Here is a 14,399-nt window from a genome sequence, read left to right as displayed (position 1 = left end):
TTTGGTGTTTGTTTCCTTTATCGTAACCATGCTACGGGCCTCGGGCCCCCGCCCCCACCCCCGGGGGGGCCGCCCCACCCCCGGGGGTGGCTGTGCCTTTCCAAGCGTCCCCCTCCCCCCCCCCCCCCCCGAAGACACAGCTCCTCGGGGCGGGGCCCTTCGACAAGCTCAGGAACCCAGCCCTGACACCACGACGAAGCCCCCGCAGACACTGTCTGCGGGGGCTTCGCCGGTCTCGGTAGCGGGGGGTCTACTTCGAGACGAGCTCCGACGGGAGATCCTTCGCCGTGGCGACGGCGCGATGCTGCCGCACGGTCATGGTGAGGATCGCGCCGACGATCATGATGCCGCCCGTGATGTACAGGGCGACGGTCGCGACGCCGGTCGCGTCCTTCACGAAGCCGATGAGGTACGGCGCCGCGAAGCCCGCGAGGTTTCCGGTCGAGTTGATGAGCGCGATGCCACCGGCGAGGGCGGTGCCGGCGAGCATCGAGGTCTGGAAGCTCCAGAAGATCGCCGGGATCGACAGGGCGCCCGCGTTCGCGAGGCACAGACCGATGATTCCCCAGACCGGGTCGGTGCCCGCGATGATGCAGATCGCGAAGCCGGTGGCGCTGAGCAGGAAGGCCGCGGCGATGAACTTGCGGCGCTCTCCGGCACGGTCCGACAGGTAGCCGAAGGTGACCATCGAGATGATCGCCGCGAGGCTGGGCAGCGCACTGAGGAAGCCGACCTGCACGGTGTCGGTGATGCCGAGGTCGCCGATGAGGGTCGGCAGCCAGAAGCTGATGCCGTAGAGGGCGAAGTTGTACGAGAAGTACACCGCGGTGAGCAGCCAGATCAGCTTGCTGGTGAAGACCTTGCGCAGCGGCGTCTCGGCTTCGTCGACGCGTTCGGCCGCGAGGAGGGAGCCGAGGCGGTCGCGCTCGGGTTCGGTGAGCCAGGTGACCTTGCGGTAATCCTCCTGCAGGCAGAAGAGGATGACGATACCGAGCAGCACGGTGGGGATCGCCTCGATCACGAACAGCCACTGCCACCCGGTGTGGCCCCAGACGCCGTCCATGCCACTGAGGATGAAGCCCGAGACGGGGCCGCCGATGAGGCCCGAAGAAGCGAGGGCGATGTAGAAGATGCCCCAGGCGCGCCCGCGGCGGCTGGCCGGGAACCAGTGCGCCATGTAGAAGAGGATGCCGGGGATGAAGCCGGCCTCGGCCACACCGAGCAGGAAGCGCAGCAGGTAGAACATCCACTCGCTGTCGACGATGAACATGAGGCCCGAGATGAGGCCCCAGGTGATCATGATGCGCGCGATCCACTTGCGCGCGCCGACCTTGGCGAGGATGAGGTTCGAGGGGATCTCGAAGATGAAGTATCCGATGAAGAACAGCCCGGCGCCGAGGCCGTAGACCACGTTCGAGAAGCCGAGGTCGGCGCTCATGGTGGCCTGGGCGTAGCCGATGTTCACGCGGTCGAGGTACGAGAGGAAGAAGCCGAGCATCGCGAGCGGGAGCACGCGCAGCATCACCTTCCGGAAGAGCTTGTCGTCGTTGACGGTCGTCATGAGGGTCCTTCGTCGGTTCAGGGGGTTCGGGTGTCGGGTCAGGCGGCGGGCACGTCGAGTCGGTAGACCCGCGCGGCGGTGCCGTGGAAGAGCGCGTCGAGTCCCGCGGCGTCGAGGCCGGCGGCACCGGTGAGGATCGTGTCCATCACCTCGTCGAAGTCGGGGGCGGTCAGGGTCGCGACCGGCATGTTGGAGGCGAACAGCGCACGGTCGGCACCGAAGATCGCGAGGGTGTCGCGCACGACCTCCTCGTTGGAGGGGCGGTCCCAGCGGTTGCGGTACAGGCCGAGTTCCGACACCTTGACGGCGGTTCGGGGCAGCCCGGCGAGGCGCTCCATGCCGTCGCGCCAGACGCGCAGGGCGTCGGCGTCGCGGTCGAGCGGCAGGCCGCAGTGGTTGATCACGACGGTCAACTCGGGGAAGTCGGCGAGCACGTCGGCCGCTTCGGCGAGGTGGTAGTAGGGCACGCGCAGGTCCCACGAGAACCCGTGCGCCGACAGCGCGGCGATGCCCTCGACCCACGCGGGGTCGTGGAGCGTGCCGGGGCCGGTCGCGGCCTCACCGGCGCGCGGGGCGATGACGGGCTTCGAGCGGATGCCGCGCACGATGGAGCGCTGCGCGTGGCCGGCGAGCACCTCGTCGCGGTCGGGCTGGAGGAACCCGACGTGCGCGACGGCGGCGATCGGGAAGCGTCCGCCGGTGGCGTCGCTGAGCCCCTGCAGGAAGTCGTCCTCGGCGACCTGCTCGCTGCGGCTGCGCTCTGCCTCGCAGTGCACGGTGCCGAGGATGTGCCAGCCCGCGGTCTCGGCGAGGTACTCGCGCGGCAGGAAGGTGCGGCGCATGGCGTTGTAGTCGCCGAGGAAGAACTGCTCGTTGTACTCGTCCTGGATCCAGGGCCAGTGCCCGTCGCCCTCGAGGTCCCAGAAGTGGTGGTGCGCGTCGACGATGCGCAGGTCGTACCCCTCGGGGAGGCGCGCATCCTGGATGCGGCGGGCGGTCTCGATGCTCACAGCCGCACACCCTCCACGAAGGCGGCGCGCACGTCGTCGGCCACGCCGTCGAGGTCTGCGAGGCGGATGAGCTCCCCCTCGGCGACGTCGCGCACGAGGCGCGCGCCGGAGAGCAGGTAGTAGGCGGCCGCGAGGGTGTCGTCGGCGTCGGTGACGGCATCCGCCCGATCGATGATGACGGGCGCGACGCCGTCGATCTCGTGGTGGTGGCCGCGCACCTCGAACGTGGTGCCCGCGGCGAGCGCTCCGGCCGCGCGGGCGGCCAGAACGGTGTGGTGACGCGGCTCGGCGAAGGTCGAGGTGCCGTCGACGAGGGCGTCGATCGTGAGCGGGGTCTCGACGCCCATGAAGTGGTACGGCCAGTAGATGCAGGCGTAGCGGCCCGAGCGCGAGACGATGTGGCCCTTGCCGGCGAGCAGGTCCCAGGTTTCGGGGTCGCCGGTGGTGACGATCGCGAACACGCCACCGGCGAAGCTCGTCTCGCCGGGCAGCCGCAGTGCCGAGAACACGTCGACGGTGCGGTCGGTGCCGATGATGCCGCCGTCGGCGCGGCGGGCGTAGATGTCGGCCAGCTCGCTCGGGCGGGCGACCGGGTAGTGCATGCGTTCGGTGTCGGCGGTGGCGCCGGCGTAGAGCGAGACGACGGCCATCTCGCAGGAGTCGGCGGCGGCTGCGCGCTTGAGCGGTGCGACGACGGATGCCCGGGCGGCGAGCGTCGCCGCGATGTCGTCGCCGAGGAACAGGTGGTCGGTGAGGGCGGATGCCTCGATCCGCTCGCCCTGCTGCTCGAGCACTCCGGTGGCGGGGTCGAAGACGAGGTCGTACTCGCCGGACTTGCCGAGGGCGACGACCTCGAGGCCGACGCGCTCGACCCAGTCGAGCAGGCGCAGCAGGTTGGCGGGCTGGTCGCCGTCGCCGGGCAGGTAGCCGACGCCCTTCGCGCGGGCGGCGCGCGAGAGCGAGACGCCGGCGACGCTCTCGATCTCCTTGCTGACCATGACGACGTGGATGCCGCGGTCGATGGCTTCGGCGGCGTAGCGGTAGCCCGCCTCGACCCGACCGGAGGCTTCGACGAGCACGTCGATCTCGTCCCAGCGGACGGCGTCGTGGCCCGGGATCGGCTCGGCGTCGGGGAGGGCGCCGAGATCGGCGATGAGGGTGCGCACGCCCTCGACGTCTGGGTCGATGAGCTGCGTGGCCGTCATGCGGTCGATCGAGCGCAGCTGCGAGAGGAACGTGCGGCCGAAACCTCCGCGTGCGCCGGTGAGAGCGACGCGGATAGGAGCGCGGGTCATCGGTGGTCCCCTCTGCACGGGACGTTCCGTGCGGTCGTACGAGAGCTGCGGGAGCGGGTTCTCCCTGCGGCCTCGAACACTGTTTCACAGTCGTAAACATTTCTCAAATTTGTTCACAACAGTTCACACGTGGTGGAATGGGGACACCCACTCCCGAGGAGGAACCGTGATCGACATCGGCGCCGTCGCAGACGACTTCACCGGCGCGACCGACCTCGCCATCGCGCTGCGCCAGCGCGGATTCCGCGCGGTCGTCTCGATCGAGGACGCCCCGCTCGACCCGGCCGAGCTCGGCGATGCGGATGCCGTCGTCGTCGCCCTCAAGACCCGCACCGCCCCGGTCGGCGACGCGGTCACCCAGTCGCTCCGCGCCGTCCGCGCCCTCGAGGCCCTCGGCTCGCGTCGCTACTACGTGAAGTACTGCTCGACCTTCGACTCCACGCCCGAGGGCAACATCGGCCCGATCCTCGACGCCGTGCTCGACGAGCTCGGCGAGACCCGCACGATCGTCGTGCCCTCGTTCCCCGACAACGGCCGCACCGTCTACCGCGGACACCTGTTCGTGCACGACGAGCTCCTCGAGCACTCCCCCATGCGACAGCATCCACTCACGCCGATGACGCAGTCGCGCCTGCGCGACATCCTCGCCCCGCAGACCGCACGCCCGATCCACGAAGTGGGAGCGGATGCCGTGTGGGCAGGACCTGCGGCGCTCCGCAGCATCCTGGGCTCCGAGCCGGACGGCTACACGGTCGTCGACGCGATGACCGACGCCGACCTCGCGACCATCGCGACCGCCGTCTCGGACTGGCGCGTCGTCACCGGCGGGGCGGGTCTCGCGCTCGGCATGACCGGACCGCGGCCCGGCACGCTCTCCGAGATCGAGATCGCCCCCGGGCGCCGCCTGATCGTGTGCGGCAGCGCCTCGGCGAAGACCCGCGCGCAGATCGCGCACGCTGCCCGCACGCTGCCCTCCCGCAAGCTCGACATCGAGGAGATCGCCGCTGACCCCGCGCAGGTCGTGGCCGACACGGTCGCGTGGCTCGAGACGCTCGACGCCGACAGCATCCCCCTCGTCTACACCGTCGGCTCGCTCGACGACATCCGCCGCGGCCCCGAGGGCAACACCGTCTCCGGCCGGATCGAAGAGGTGCTCTCGGCGATCGTCGACCGCGCGACCGCCGAGCTCGGCGTCACCCAGGTGATCGTCGCGGGCGGCGAGACCTCGGGTGCCGTCGTTCAGCGCCTCGGCATCCAGCGTCTGCGCATCGGACCGCGCATCGCGCCCGGCGTGTGCTGGAGCGCCGCCGAGACGACGCACGGCCCCGTCACCATCGCTCTCAAGTCGGGCAACTTCGGCGCCGACGACATGTTCACCACCGCCTGGAGGGCGCTCGATGACCACTCCCACTGACGCACTCATCGCGGCCGGAGCGCGCGTCGCCGCCGCCGGCATCAGTCCCGGAAGCAGCGGCAACGTCAGCATCCGCGTCGACGACGTCGTGTACATGACCGGCACCGGCACCGACCTCGGCCGCCTCACCGACGCCGACATCGCGGTCGCCACCCGCGGCGGCGACCACCTGCGCGGCGCGAAGCCGTCGAAGGAACTCAGCCTGCACCTCGCGTTCTACGCCAAGAACGCCGAGCACACCGCCGTCGTGCACCTGCACTCGCCCTTCGCGGTCGCCGCGAGCTGCCTCGAGCCGTGGGCGGAGCACAGCGCGATCCCGCCGCTCACCCCCTACTTCGTGATGCGCGTCGGCCAGACGCCGCTGGTGCCGTTCCGCGTGCCCGGCGACCCCGACCTCGCCGCGCAGATGCTCGCACTGCCCGGTGAGTTCCGTGCCGCGCTGCTCGCGAACCACGGTCAGATCGTGTCGGCGCCCGACCTCGATGCGGCCGTCGAAGCGGCGATCGAGCTCGAAGAGGCGTGCCGCATCGCGCTGCTCACCGACGGCAAGCCCCGCCGCCTGTTGCCACCGGAAGACGTGCGCGCTCTCGCCGACCGGTGGGGCACTCCCTGGACCGAGGAATCCGCCCTCGTTCGCTAGGCTGACGACGACATGACCCCCTCCGACGACGCCACCGCCACGCCGCTCATCCCCGAGCAGCGGCGCGAGCTGATCGTCAAGCACCTGCGCCGCGAGGGCGTGCTCAGCTACCGCCAGCTCACCGGCATCCTCGGCGTGAGCCACATGACGATCCGACGCGACATCGCCGTGCTCGAAGAAGCCGGCCGCGTGCTCGCGACCCCCGGCGGGGCGAAGATCGCCTCGCGCCTGGTCGCCGAGCCGTCGCGGTTCGAGAAGGCTCGGCAGGACGTCGCCGAGAAGGACGCGATGGCCCGCCACGCGGCATCGCTCGTCACCGAGTCGATGACCATCTACCTCGACGCCGGCACGACCATCCAGGCGATGCGCCCGCACCTCGAGACAGTGCAGGACCTCACGGTCGTGACGAACGACCTCGCGATCATCGCCGCGTTCCTCGACCACCCCACCGCCGACATCATCGCCATCGGCGGACGCGTCGAGAAGGCCAACCAGTCGACCACCGGGCGTCTCGCCGCTCTCACGCTGCACGAGCTGTCGATCGACATCGCGTTCCTCTCGTCGTCGTCGTGGGATCTGCGCCGTGGCGTCACGACCCCGACGGAGTCGAAGATCGCCCCGAAGACCGCGGCGATCGAGAGCGCGAGCGAGACGGTGCTCGTCGCCGGCAGCTCGAAGTACGGCTCGTTCGGCCGCTACCGGGTGTTCGACCTCGAAGACCTCGACGTGATCGTCACCGATGCGGGCCTGAGCGACGCCACCGCCGCCGGCATCGAAGAGCGCGGCGTCACGGTCGTCCGCACCGGCGCATAGCCTTCACGCGGCGGGGCCCTTCGACAAGCTCAGGGACCCACTCCCGCCCCTACGCCACCAACTCCCCCGCATGCACCGCTCGCAGCAGCGCGCCGAACTGCGTCGCGGCGGTCAGCGGATGCTCGGGATGCCACTGCACCCCCAACAACGGCAGGGTCTCGTGCGCGATGGCCTCGATGACCCCGTCGCGCGATCGGGTGAGCGCCACCAGCCCCTCACCGAGCTCGTCGATGGCCTGGTGGTGCGTGCACAGGGTCGGGCCGCGAAGACCGGGGGCCACCGCAGACGGATCAAGCGCCGTGGCGATGAACGGTTCCACCCCCGGCCCCCGGTGCCCGGGCACGTGTTGCAGCAGGCTCCCGCCGAGGGCGACGTTGAGCAGCTGATGCCCGCGGCACAGTCCGAGCAGCGGCCGCCCGGCGCCGACGGCATCCATGATCACGGCGATCTGCAGCCGGTCGGCCCGCCGCTCGTACGGCGATCGGCGCGGCCGGCGGTCCTCCTGGCCGTAGAGCCCGGGCTCGATGTCGTCGCCGCCGAGGATCACGACCACGTCGGCGTCGCGCGAGGCCCGGCGCAGCTCGGGCTCGGGGTCTTCGGCCGCGGCGTGCAGCGAGGCGGTCCAGCCGAGCCCCTCGACGGCGGCGACGGCCGCGTCGTTGAGACTGTCGAGCAGGGCCTGGTAGCCGGCGGCGGCGCGGGCACGGTGAGTGCGCACATGGAAGAGGGCGACGTGCGGGGCCGTCATGCGGATGCCTCGGTCATGGGTACTCCTCCAGCACCAGGAAACCCTGCGAAGAACCCCAGGTCAAATACGGTATTGATACCGTTTCGCTCGCAATCTCCCCGTAACGGAGCGGTAATACGAGACACGTATCGTGCCCTCATGGAGCTCCGTCAACTGCGCTATTTCATGGCCGTCGCCGACGAGCTCCACTTCGGCCGCGCGGCCCAGCGCCTGCACATGTCGCAGCCCCCGCTGAGCGTGCAGGTGAGTCGGCTCGAGCAGGAGGTCGGTACCCCGCTGTTCGAGCGCAGCACCCGTCGGGTTTCGCTCACGCCGGCCGGTCGCCACCTGCAGGAGCGCGCCCGGCACATCCTCGACGAGGTCGAGTCGGTGCGTGCCGATATGCGCGACTACGTCGATGGGCTCGAAAACTCACCCCACCGATCACGTCACGAAAACCGATATACGGCGTCTTAACCACTGAAGGGCTTCTGCCTTCGCCGGCCTCCCCGCCGGCAGCCGGCCTCCCCGCCGGCATCCGATCCAGGTCCCCACGACCGGATCCCGAGGGAGGGCGCCCCAACGCCCTCCCTCTTCTCGTCGCCCCGCCCTGTTGAGCTGAGCCTCGGGTTGCCGAGCCCTGGGTTGCTGAGCCTGTCGAAGCATCACAGGGCGGGACCCTTCGACAAGCTCAGGGACCCCGTGCAGCCACTCAGGCTCCGTCCAGAATCAGCCCGTATCGTCGCCGACTCGCTGTCCATCCTGGGGAGGGTCGACGAGCGAAAGGCACGACACATGGCACTGGCCTCTGCCCTCAACGCGTTGACCATGGGCACGTGGGCGCTCTTTCTGGGAATGCTCGTCGCTTCCTACCGAAGCGGCGCACCCGCACGGCGGCGCGGGGCGCTCGCCGTCGTCGCCGCGGTCTGGCTGATCGTGGCGGGCGTGCAGCTCTGGCACGAGCCGGCGATCGAACCCCTGTGGCTGCAATACCTGCTGCTCCTCCTGTTGCCCGCAGCGCTGGGGCTCGGCTTCGCCCTGCTCGCGCAGCACTTCCGCACATCCCCCGCCGATCCTCCGAGCCGGGATCCCCAGATCGAGGAGGGCGAGCGGTGAACGGCTGGGAGGTGGCCGCTGTGATCGCCATGGTCATCGTCGCCGTGCGGTTCGGCTGGGATCTCCGCTCGGTCGGCGAACCGGAGACCACGTACTCACCTCGCTTGAGCGTAGCCATCCTCGCATTCGTGATGTGCGTGATGTGCGTCACGCTCGTACGCATGCACCCGTCGTTGGGCGACTGGTCGTACTTCCCCTACGCTCTCGCCGCCCCGTGCGGCCTCGGCTACTGGCTGCACAAGAAGCGCAGCACGCGACGGCGCACCCGTGAAGCATCCGCACCCGACACCTCAACCGGAGCCTCCCGATGAACGACACCGTCCTCATCCCGATCGTCTCCGCGGCGATCGTCTCGATCGCCGCGCTGTGCCTCGGCATCACGACCCACATCGCGCGACACCGCCGCATGCGCGCGGCGACCTTCACGCTGATCGCGTACCCGCTCATCCTGGCGGTCTTCGGGCTGCGCAGCGCCGAGCATCCGCTGTTCGGGCCGCTCTGGCTGCAGTTCCTCGCCCTGATCGCCGCGCCGTTCACCATCGGCTACAGCGCCCATGCGTTCGCGGCCAGGGGGCGTCGACCCGATCACCCTTCGAAGGAGAGCATGCGATGACCGAACAGACCGTCACCCTCATCAGCATCGCCGTCGCGATCGCGCTCGTGATCGTGTCTCTGGCCTACGGCATGAACCTCGGACGCCTCAGCGCCCAGAAGCGCGAGACCACGGGGTCCGATCGACGACCCAGCGGGTTCGGCCTCCTGATGTTCTTCTGCGCCGCGATGCCCGGTGGAATCGTCTTCCTGTGGAACCGCCCGCTCTTCGAACCGGTCCTGCAGATCGTGTTGCTCTGCATCGTCCCGGCGCTGATCGGCTACGGCATCCGCGTCCTGCTGCGACGACCGAGTCGCTGAACCCGTCGAAGGGCGACAGCTCTCGCCGAGACCCACTGCCGCCGCCGAGACCGGGGTGGCCGCTTCGTGATTCGTCCGTGCACAGGAGCACGGGGCGGACCGCTTCGACAGGCTCGGCGACCCAGTCGTCGAAGCTGGGTCCCTGAGCTTGTCGAAGGGCCCTACGACGGACATGAGGATGCCCCCATGCGCGAGACTGAGGGGGCGGATGCTTCCGCCGAACCGTCGAGGAGACCCGTGTCCGCAGCATCCGCTCCCCTGTCCCAGCCGCTGTACCGCGCGACGTTCGCGCAGGCGGTGAGCCGGTTCTTCCGTCAGTTCGCGACGTTCACGGGGCGGGCCTCGAAGAGCGAGTTCTGGTGGGTGGCGCTGTTCGTGTTCCTCGTGTCGCTCGCGCCGAACGCCCTCCTGACGGTCGGCCTCGCCTCCGGGATCACGCACTCGATCACCAGCCAGCTGACCGTCTCGGCCGGCGCCGACCCCGACACCGCGATGCCCGTCGGCACAGCGGGCGCCGCGATCCTCGACGACCCGACAGCCGCCCTGCTCGTCCCGCTCGGGGCCGCGATCGGCGGCGTCATCGCCCTCGCGTTCGTGGTGCCGTGGCTCGCCCTCACCTGGCGGCGTCTGCACGACGCGGGTCTCGCCGGAGCCTGGTTCTTCCTGTCGTTCCTCCCCGCCGTCGGGGGCCTCTTCCTCCTCGTGCTCATGCTGCAGCCCGCGAAGAAGGAGGGCCGCCGGTTCGACCCGGCCCCCTGACTCGACGCGCGCCCCCGCCACCTGCAGGGAGAGAACACACGTGCAGGGATAAACCACCCGATCCGCCCTGCGGGTGTAAAGCCTCCCTGCAACTCGCAAGCGTGCACCCCTCACACCCCGCGCCGACGCCGACGCCGCGACCGCGCCTCCACCTCCGCCTCCGCCTCCGCCTCCGCCTCCGCCTCCGCCTCGAGCATCCGCCGCCGCTCCCGCCACCCCAGGACCAGGGCGACCGTAGCGATCACGAGACTGACGAGCGCCGCGACCCCCACCCACGCACCGGCCGACCCGAACACCAGCGCACATCCGAACAGCACCCCCGCGGCGAGGAACAGCACGCCCTGCACGAGGAACCAGCGCCAGCGCGGCATCCGCCCGACCTCAGTCTTCGCCCGGCAGAGAATCGGATGCCGCGGCCACCGCCCGATACCGACGGCTGCTCGGTCGACGCGGCGTCACGCGCTCGCGCGCCCGCTCACGCAGCGCGAGCACGAACCCCCACGCCGAGACCGCGAACACCAACATCAACGTGAGGATCGCCTCGACGACGCGCCTATCGTCGCGCGCAAAGAGGAGGATTCCCCCGACGAGGAGGAACACGAGTCCCTGCAGCAGATACGCCCGCTTCTTCGCCATCACCGGCGAGACTCGACATGAGTCACTCGTCGCTCGCGGCGGCGCTCGCGCAGCGCCCGGGTGAGCATGATCCCCGATGACAGGAACGCCGCGGGCACGACGAGCGCGACCCACCAGCTGGCACCGACCGCCGCGATGACGAGCGAGAACACCACCGCGCCGAGGAACAGGATCCCCGCCTGTCCGAGATTCCACTTCCACTGGTCCATGACCGCTTCCCCCGTCGTATCGTGCCGGCGTCGCCTCACACGTACGCCCCCTCATCCACATGACGAGATCGCCCTCGGGATCGGTCGCGGCCCGTCCGCACCCCCTCCGATTTCGGGCATCAGCGTAAGAATCCGCCCCCTCGCTCGTCTCCTAAGGGGGCATCGCGCCCGCATCGTTCGAACTGGGGAAAGGAACGACGACATGAGCGAGGGAATCCCTCTCTGGTCACCGGGCATGCTGACCGCGCCCGACTCCGCCGCGCACGCGCGCTTCCACGTGCACGCCGGCACGGATGCCGTGGCTACCGCCGTCGAGCAGATCGTGATCGGCGGCGAGCACACCGATCTGCAGGTCGACGATTCACGGCAGCGTCTGCGATTCCGCACGAAGCGCACGATCTGGAACTGGGAGATGGAGGTCGGCGTGACGTCGACCCCGATGCGTCGCGGGTGCGAGGTGCAGATCTCGCTCGACGTCGCACCCGACCGCCCGTTCAGCCCGCACGACGCCGAGAAGAACGTCGCTGCGCTCGAGCAGATCCGCTGGCAGATCGAGTCGTCGATCGATTGATTTCCGGAATCGGCGACAGATTCCTGCACTCCATCCGTCAATAGATGTGGAAGCGGAGTCTCGGTCTTCGCTTCCGTCCTCGATCCGGGAATATCGAGGCCACAGGTGGGCGACATGGGGGTGTCGCCCACCGAAGGTGGTCGGCATCTTTTGCATGCGGATGCCGGCCACCCCAGTGGGGATTACTCCCCATGTCCGCAGCCATAGTCGCTGCACAGGTTTCGCTATGCTCGGGCGCATGACCCTGGCTACCGTCCAACATCAACTGTCCACGCCCGAAGGTTTCGCGAAGGCCGTCGACGCCAAACGCACCGTCGGGAGTCTCGGCTGGACGAGCCTCGGGCTCGGCGCGGCGGCGTTCGCGTTCAACCTCTTCTCGACCGGCCAGGCCGTCGACTGGAACTGGAGCCTCGTCGGAATGACGCTCTTCCGCCCCGATCTCTTCGAGTACTCGAGCGGTCGTGGCGAGGTGTGGGCGTACGTCTACACGTTCGCACCGATCGTCCTCATCCCGCTCGGCATCATCCTGCTGATCGTGCACTTCTCCACGCGCAAGAATGCGGGCTCGAACCTCTTCGCCGACTTCCGGTCGCGCGGCTGGGTCGGCAAGCAGCGCTACACCGGGCTGCAGGTCAAGAACGGCAACCAGACGGTCGACACCGTGCTGGTCTCGCACCCGAGCATCCCCGACGAGCAGTTCGACGCGATCGCTCTGCAGTTCCAGACCTACGTCACCAGCCTCGACAAGAAGGCGCTCAAGGCCTTCACCGCCAGCGCGACCAAGGCGGGCGTGCTCACGGGCATCCCGGCCGCGGTGATCGCACCGGGCATCCCCGCCGAGGTCGTCATCGCCCCGACGCAGGGCAAGAGCGAGTTCGCCGTCGTCGTTCCCCCCGCTCCGGGCACGACCGGCAAGTTCAAGGTGCTGCCGATCAAGAGCTGATTTCCTGCACTCAGTCGCCAATTCGACGAGCGAGCGTCAGATTCCTGACGCTCGCTCGTCAATCTTTTGAGGGGTAGTCGGTTCCCTCATCTACGCGGCGGCTCCAGGGGAGTGTCGCGTGAAGGGGGCGGAGTGTGGTGCGCCGCCCCCTTCACCCTCCACAGTGAGTCGATTGGTGATAGATGAGCGTCATCCTGGACGAAGTCCGCGTACGGCCCCGCAGTGCCCTGAAGGTTCCCCACCCGGTCGAAGATCTGGCCCCGGCCGACCCGAGCCCCGAGATCCCCGCCACTCCGCGGCAGGAGATCTATGACGGCTCCGAGCTGCGCCGTGAGCGCCGTTTCCTGGGTGACGACGCCTTCTCCGAGATCGGATCGGCGATCGCCTCCGGCTCCCTCGAAGACGGCGAGCTGCTGCGCGACCGCGAGCTGGCCGAGCAGATGGGCATCTCCCGCACGCCGGTGCGCGAGGCCATCCTGCAGTTGCAGCAGATCGGGCTCGTCGAGATCCTTCCGTCACGCCGCACGCGCGTGACGCCGCTGACCCGGCAGATCGCCGAGGACTGCCGTCGCTGGGCCGGCTACTGCGGGGGCATCGCCGCCCGCCAGGCGGTCGCATCACTGTCGACGACGGATGCCGCGACCGCCGTCTCCCGCATCGATGCACTGCTCGAGGCCATCGGCTCGCCCGCCGAGGCCGCGACGGCGGCGCTCGAACTCCTGCTCTTCCTGTCGGCACGCGCCGGCAGCCCGATCCTCCACGCCGAGATCACCGAGCGCCAGTTCTCGCTGCTGCGGGCGCTGCGTCGTCTCTCGTACTCGTCGCACGAGGTCGACGACGCGCGCACGGGCAGCCGCGATCTCGCCTCTGCGATCGCACGCCGCGACGGCGACGGCGCCGAGTCGGCGATGCGCCGCATCTTCGGCATCCGCTAGATGTTCTTCGAAGGGCCCGAGCACACGCTGTCTCGGGCCCTTCGACGTATGCCGGAACCTTGCCGCGGGCGGGGTGCTTCGACAGGCTCAGCAGCCCACGGACAGCACTGGGGCCCTGAGCCCATCGAAGGGCCCCACCCCGAGAGTCAGTGACTCCCCGGCTCCTCGGGTCCGGCATCCGTGGGCTGCGACTCGCGCCGCGCATACCCGACCCACGCTTCGCGCTTGGCGGCTTCCTCTGCGGCGCGACGGCGACGCTGCAGCACGATGAACACGACCGCGAGCCCGATCAGCACGACGATCAGCCCGATTCCCACGGCGAGCAGGATGCCGGGCAGCGGACTGACCTCGGTCGGCACGTCGTCGACTCCATCGATCAGGTCGGCCGATGCGGTGCGCACGAGCGGGCTCGTCTCATCTCCGACGTACAGGCTCAGCAACGCGGTCGCCCGCAGCTCGGCGTCGGGGATGTCGCCGATCCGTGCGGGGATCTCGATCGTCTTCGTCTCGGCCGCTCCGAGGGTGAGCGACCAGGTCGCCTCGTTCTCGTCGACCTCGGCATCGTCGAGCGAGCCGAGTCCGACGTAGGCGGGCGGGGTGAGCACCACGCGGACCTGCACGGCCTCTCCCCTGTTCACGATCTCGGCGGTGTAGGTGATCCGATCCCCCGCGGCGAGGGCCTCGGCGTCGCTCGTGAGAGTGACCGCGATGTTCGGCGTCGTCTGCTCGGCGGCGGCCGCCGGAGCCCCGCCGAAGCCGAGCAGCCCCAGCACCGGGAGCGCGATCGCGAGTACGGCCGCAAAACGGGTGACAGTTAAGAGATGTATACGTGACATGTCGTGGATGCGGTGAACGGGC

General features: G+C 69.5%; 20 protein-coding genes. 12 read left to right on the top strand and 8 right to left on the bottom strand.

Features of this window, described 5'->3' with window-relative positions; all coding sequences use genetic code 11:
• Nucleotides 1-250: 250 nt before the first annotated feature.
• From ACIQTT_RS11905 to ACIQTT_RS11895, 3 genes are read right to left on the bottom strand one after another with little or no spacing between them, the layout of a single operon-like run.
• The gene (locus ACIQTT_RS11905) at nucleotides 251-1,561 is read right to left on the bottom strand and encodes an MFS transporter (protein WP_402789998.1); all 1,311 of its coding nucleotides are present in this window, start codon (nucleotides 1,559-1,561) and stop codon (nucleotides 251-253) included.
• A 38-nt stretch (nucleotides 1,562-1,599) separates the two neighbouring features.
• Entirely contained in the window at nucleotides 1,600-2,571 is a 972-nt protein-coding gene (locus tag ACIQTT_RS11900; RefSeq protein WP_402789995.1) for an amidohydrolase family protein, read from the bottom strand.
• Entirely contained in the window at nucleotides 2,568-3,866 is a 1,299-nt protein-coding gene (locus ACIQTT_RS11895) for a homoserine dehydrogenase (RefSeq protein ID WP_402789993.1), read from the bottom strand. Before ACIQTT_RS11895 ends, ACIQTT_RS11900 begins: the two co-directional genes overlap by 4 nt.
• A gap of 166 nt (nucleotides 3,867-4,032) precedes the next feature.
• Between ACIQTT_RS11895 and otnK the strand changes: the two genes are divergently transcribed.
• The 3 genes from otnK to ACIQTT_RS11880 are packed head-to-tail and all read left to right on the top strand — an operon-like array spanning nucleotide 4,033 to nucleotide 6,733.
• Entirely contained in the window at nucleotides 4,033-5,280 is a 1,248-nt protein-coding gene (gene otnK, locus ACIQTT_RS11890; RefSeq protein WP_402789990.1) for a 3-oxo-tetronate kinase, read from the top strand.
• A complete protein-coding gene (locus tag ACIQTT_RS11885; RefSeq protein WP_402789987.1) occupies nucleotides 5,264-5,920 on the top strand; it encodes a class II aldolase/adducin family protein in 657 nt (218 codons plus the stop codon). Before otnK ends, ACIQTT_RS11885 begins: the two co-directional genes overlap by 17 nt.
• Before the next feature lie 12 nt (nucleotides 5,921-5,932).
• Nucleotides 5,933-6,733: a DeoR/GlpR family DNA-binding transcription regulator gene (locus ACIQTT_RS11880; protein WP_402789984.1), complete on the top strand. Its 801-nt coding sequence runs from the start codon at nucleotides 5,933-5,935 to the stop codon at nucleotides 6,731-6,733.
• 49 nt (nucleotides 6,734-6,782) lie between these two features.
• Here ACIQTT_RS11880 and ACIQTT_RS11875 read toward each other — a convergent pair whose 3' ends face one another.
• Entirely contained in the window at nucleotides 6,783-7,481 is a 699-nt protein-coding gene (locus tag ACIQTT_RS11875) for a gamma-glutamyl-gamma-aminobutyrate hydrolase family protein (RefSeq protein ID WP_402789981.1), read from the bottom strand.
• A 138-nt stretch (nucleotides 7,482-7,619) separates the two neighbouring features.
• Between ACIQTT_RS11875 and ACIQTT_RS11870 the strand changes: the two genes are divergently transcribed.
• The 6 genes from ACIQTT_RS11870 (at nucleotide 7,620) to ACIQTT_RS11845 (ending at nucleotide 10,247) form a co-directional block, all read left to right on the top strand.
• Nucleotides 7,620-7,937, top strand: coding sequence for a LysR family transcriptional regulator (locus ACIQTT_RS11870; protein ID WP_402789978.1), 318 nt, complete (start codon nucleotides 7,620-7,622; stop codon nucleotides 7,935-7,937).
• 318 nt (nucleotides 7,938-8,255) lie between these two features.
• Entirely contained in the window at nucleotides 8,256-8,576 is a 321-nt protein-coding gene (locus tag ACIQTT_RS11865; protein WP_402789975.1) for a hypothetical protein, read from the top strand.
• Nucleotides 8,573-8,887, top strand: a complete 315-nt coding sequence (locus tag ACIQTT_RS11860) for a hypothetical protein (RefSeq protein WP_402789972.1) — start codon at nucleotides 8,573-8,575, stop codon at nucleotides 8,885-8,887. The genes ACIQTT_RS11865 and ACIQTT_RS11860 overlap by 4 nt, the downstream gene beginning before the upstream one ends.
• On the top strand, nucleotides 8,884-9,189 hold the full coding sequence (locus ACIQTT_RS11855; RefSeq protein ID WP_402789969.1) for a hypothetical protein: 306 nt from the start codon (nucleotides 8,884-8,886) through the stop codon (nucleotides 9,187-9,189). Before ACIQTT_RS11860 ends, ACIQTT_RS11855 begins: the two co-directional genes overlap by 4 nt.
• The gene (locus ACIQTT_RS11850) at nucleotides 9,186-9,488 is read left to right on the top strand and encodes a hypothetical protein (protein WP_402789966.1); all 303 of its coding nucleotides are present in this window, start codon (nucleotides 9,186-9,188) and stop codon (nucleotides 9,486-9,488) included. Before ACIQTT_RS11855 ends, ACIQTT_RS11850 begins: the two co-directional genes overlap by 4 nt.
• A gap of 186 nt (nucleotides 9,489-9,674) precedes the next feature.
• Nucleotides 9,675-10,247: a DUF805 domain-containing protein gene (locus tag ACIQTT_RS11845; RefSeq protein ID WP_402789963.1), complete on the top strand. Its 573-nt coding sequence runs from the start codon at nucleotides 9,675-9,677 to the stop codon at nucleotides 10,245-10,247.
• Nucleotides 10,248-10,357: 110 nt separating this feature from the next.
• Here ACIQTT_RS11845 and ACIQTT_RS11840 read toward each other — a convergent pair whose 3' ends face one another.
• From ACIQTT_RS11840 to ACIQTT_RS11830, 3 genes are read right to left on the bottom strand one after another with little or no spacing between them, the layout of a single operon-like run.
• A complete protein-coding gene (locus ACIQTT_RS11840; RefSeq protein ID WP_402789960.1) occupies nucleotides 10,358-10,618 on the bottom strand; it encodes a hypothetical protein in 261 nt (86 codons plus the stop codon).
• Nucleotides 10,619-10,628: 10 nt separating this feature from the next.
• Nucleotides 10,629-10,883: a hypothetical protein gene (locus tag ACIQTT_RS11835; RefSeq protein ID WP_402789957.1), complete on the bottom strand. Its 255-nt coding sequence runs from the start codon at nucleotides 10,881-10,883 to the stop codon at nucleotides 10,629-10,631.
• Nucleotides 10,883-11,092, bottom strand: coding sequence for a hypothetical protein (locus tag ACIQTT_RS11830; RefSeq protein WP_402789954.1), 210 nt, complete (start codon nucleotides 11,090-11,092; stop codon nucleotides 10,883-10,885). The genes ACIQTT_RS11835 and ACIQTT_RS11830 overlap by 1 nt, the downstream gene beginning before the upstream one ends.
• Before the next feature lie 202 nt (nucleotides 11,093-11,294).
• Between ACIQTT_RS11830 and ACIQTT_RS11825 the strand changes: the two genes are divergently transcribed.
• The 3 genes from ACIQTT_RS11825 (at nucleotide 11,295) to ACIQTT_RS11815 (ending at nucleotide 13,541) form a co-directional block, all read left to right on the top strand.
• Nucleotides 11,295-11,663: a hypothetical protein gene (locus tag ACIQTT_RS11825; protein ID WP_402789951.1), complete on the top strand. Its 369-nt coding sequence runs from the start codon at nucleotides 11,295-11,297 to the stop codon at nucleotides 11,661-11,663.
• A 238-nt stretch (nucleotides 11,664-11,901) separates the two neighbouring features.
• The gene (locus ACIQTT_RS11820; protein WP_402789948.1) at nucleotides 11,902-12,606 is read left to right on the top strand and encodes a hypothetical protein; all 705 of its coding nucleotides are present in this window, start codon (nucleotides 11,902-11,904) and stop codon (nucleotides 12,604-12,606) included.
• A 182-nt stretch (nucleotides 12,607-12,788) separates the two neighbouring features.
• Nucleotides 12,789-13,541, top strand: a complete 753-nt coding sequence (locus tag ACIQTT_RS11815) for a GntR family transcriptional regulator (protein ID WP_402789945.1) — start codon at nucleotides 12,789-12,791, stop codon at nucleotides 13,539-13,541.
• 146 nt (nucleotides 13,542-13,687) lie between these two features.
• Here ACIQTT_RS11815 and ACIQTT_RS11810 read toward each other — a convergent pair whose 3' ends face one another.
• Nucleotides 13,688-14,377, bottom strand: coding sequence for a hypothetical protein (locus ACIQTT_RS11810; protein ID WP_402789943.1), 690 nt, complete (start codon nucleotides 14,375-14,377; stop codon nucleotides 13,688-13,690).
• Nucleotides 14,378-14,399: the final 22 nt, after the last annotated feature.

The organism is Microbacterium sp. NPDC090225 (assembly GCF_044772365.1).
Lineage (GTDB): Bacteria > Actinomycetota > Actinomycetes > Actinomycetales > Microbacteriaceae > Microbacterium.
Note: the sequence above shows the minus strand (reverse complement) of the source record. Positions and strands in the feature narration are given on the sequence as shown.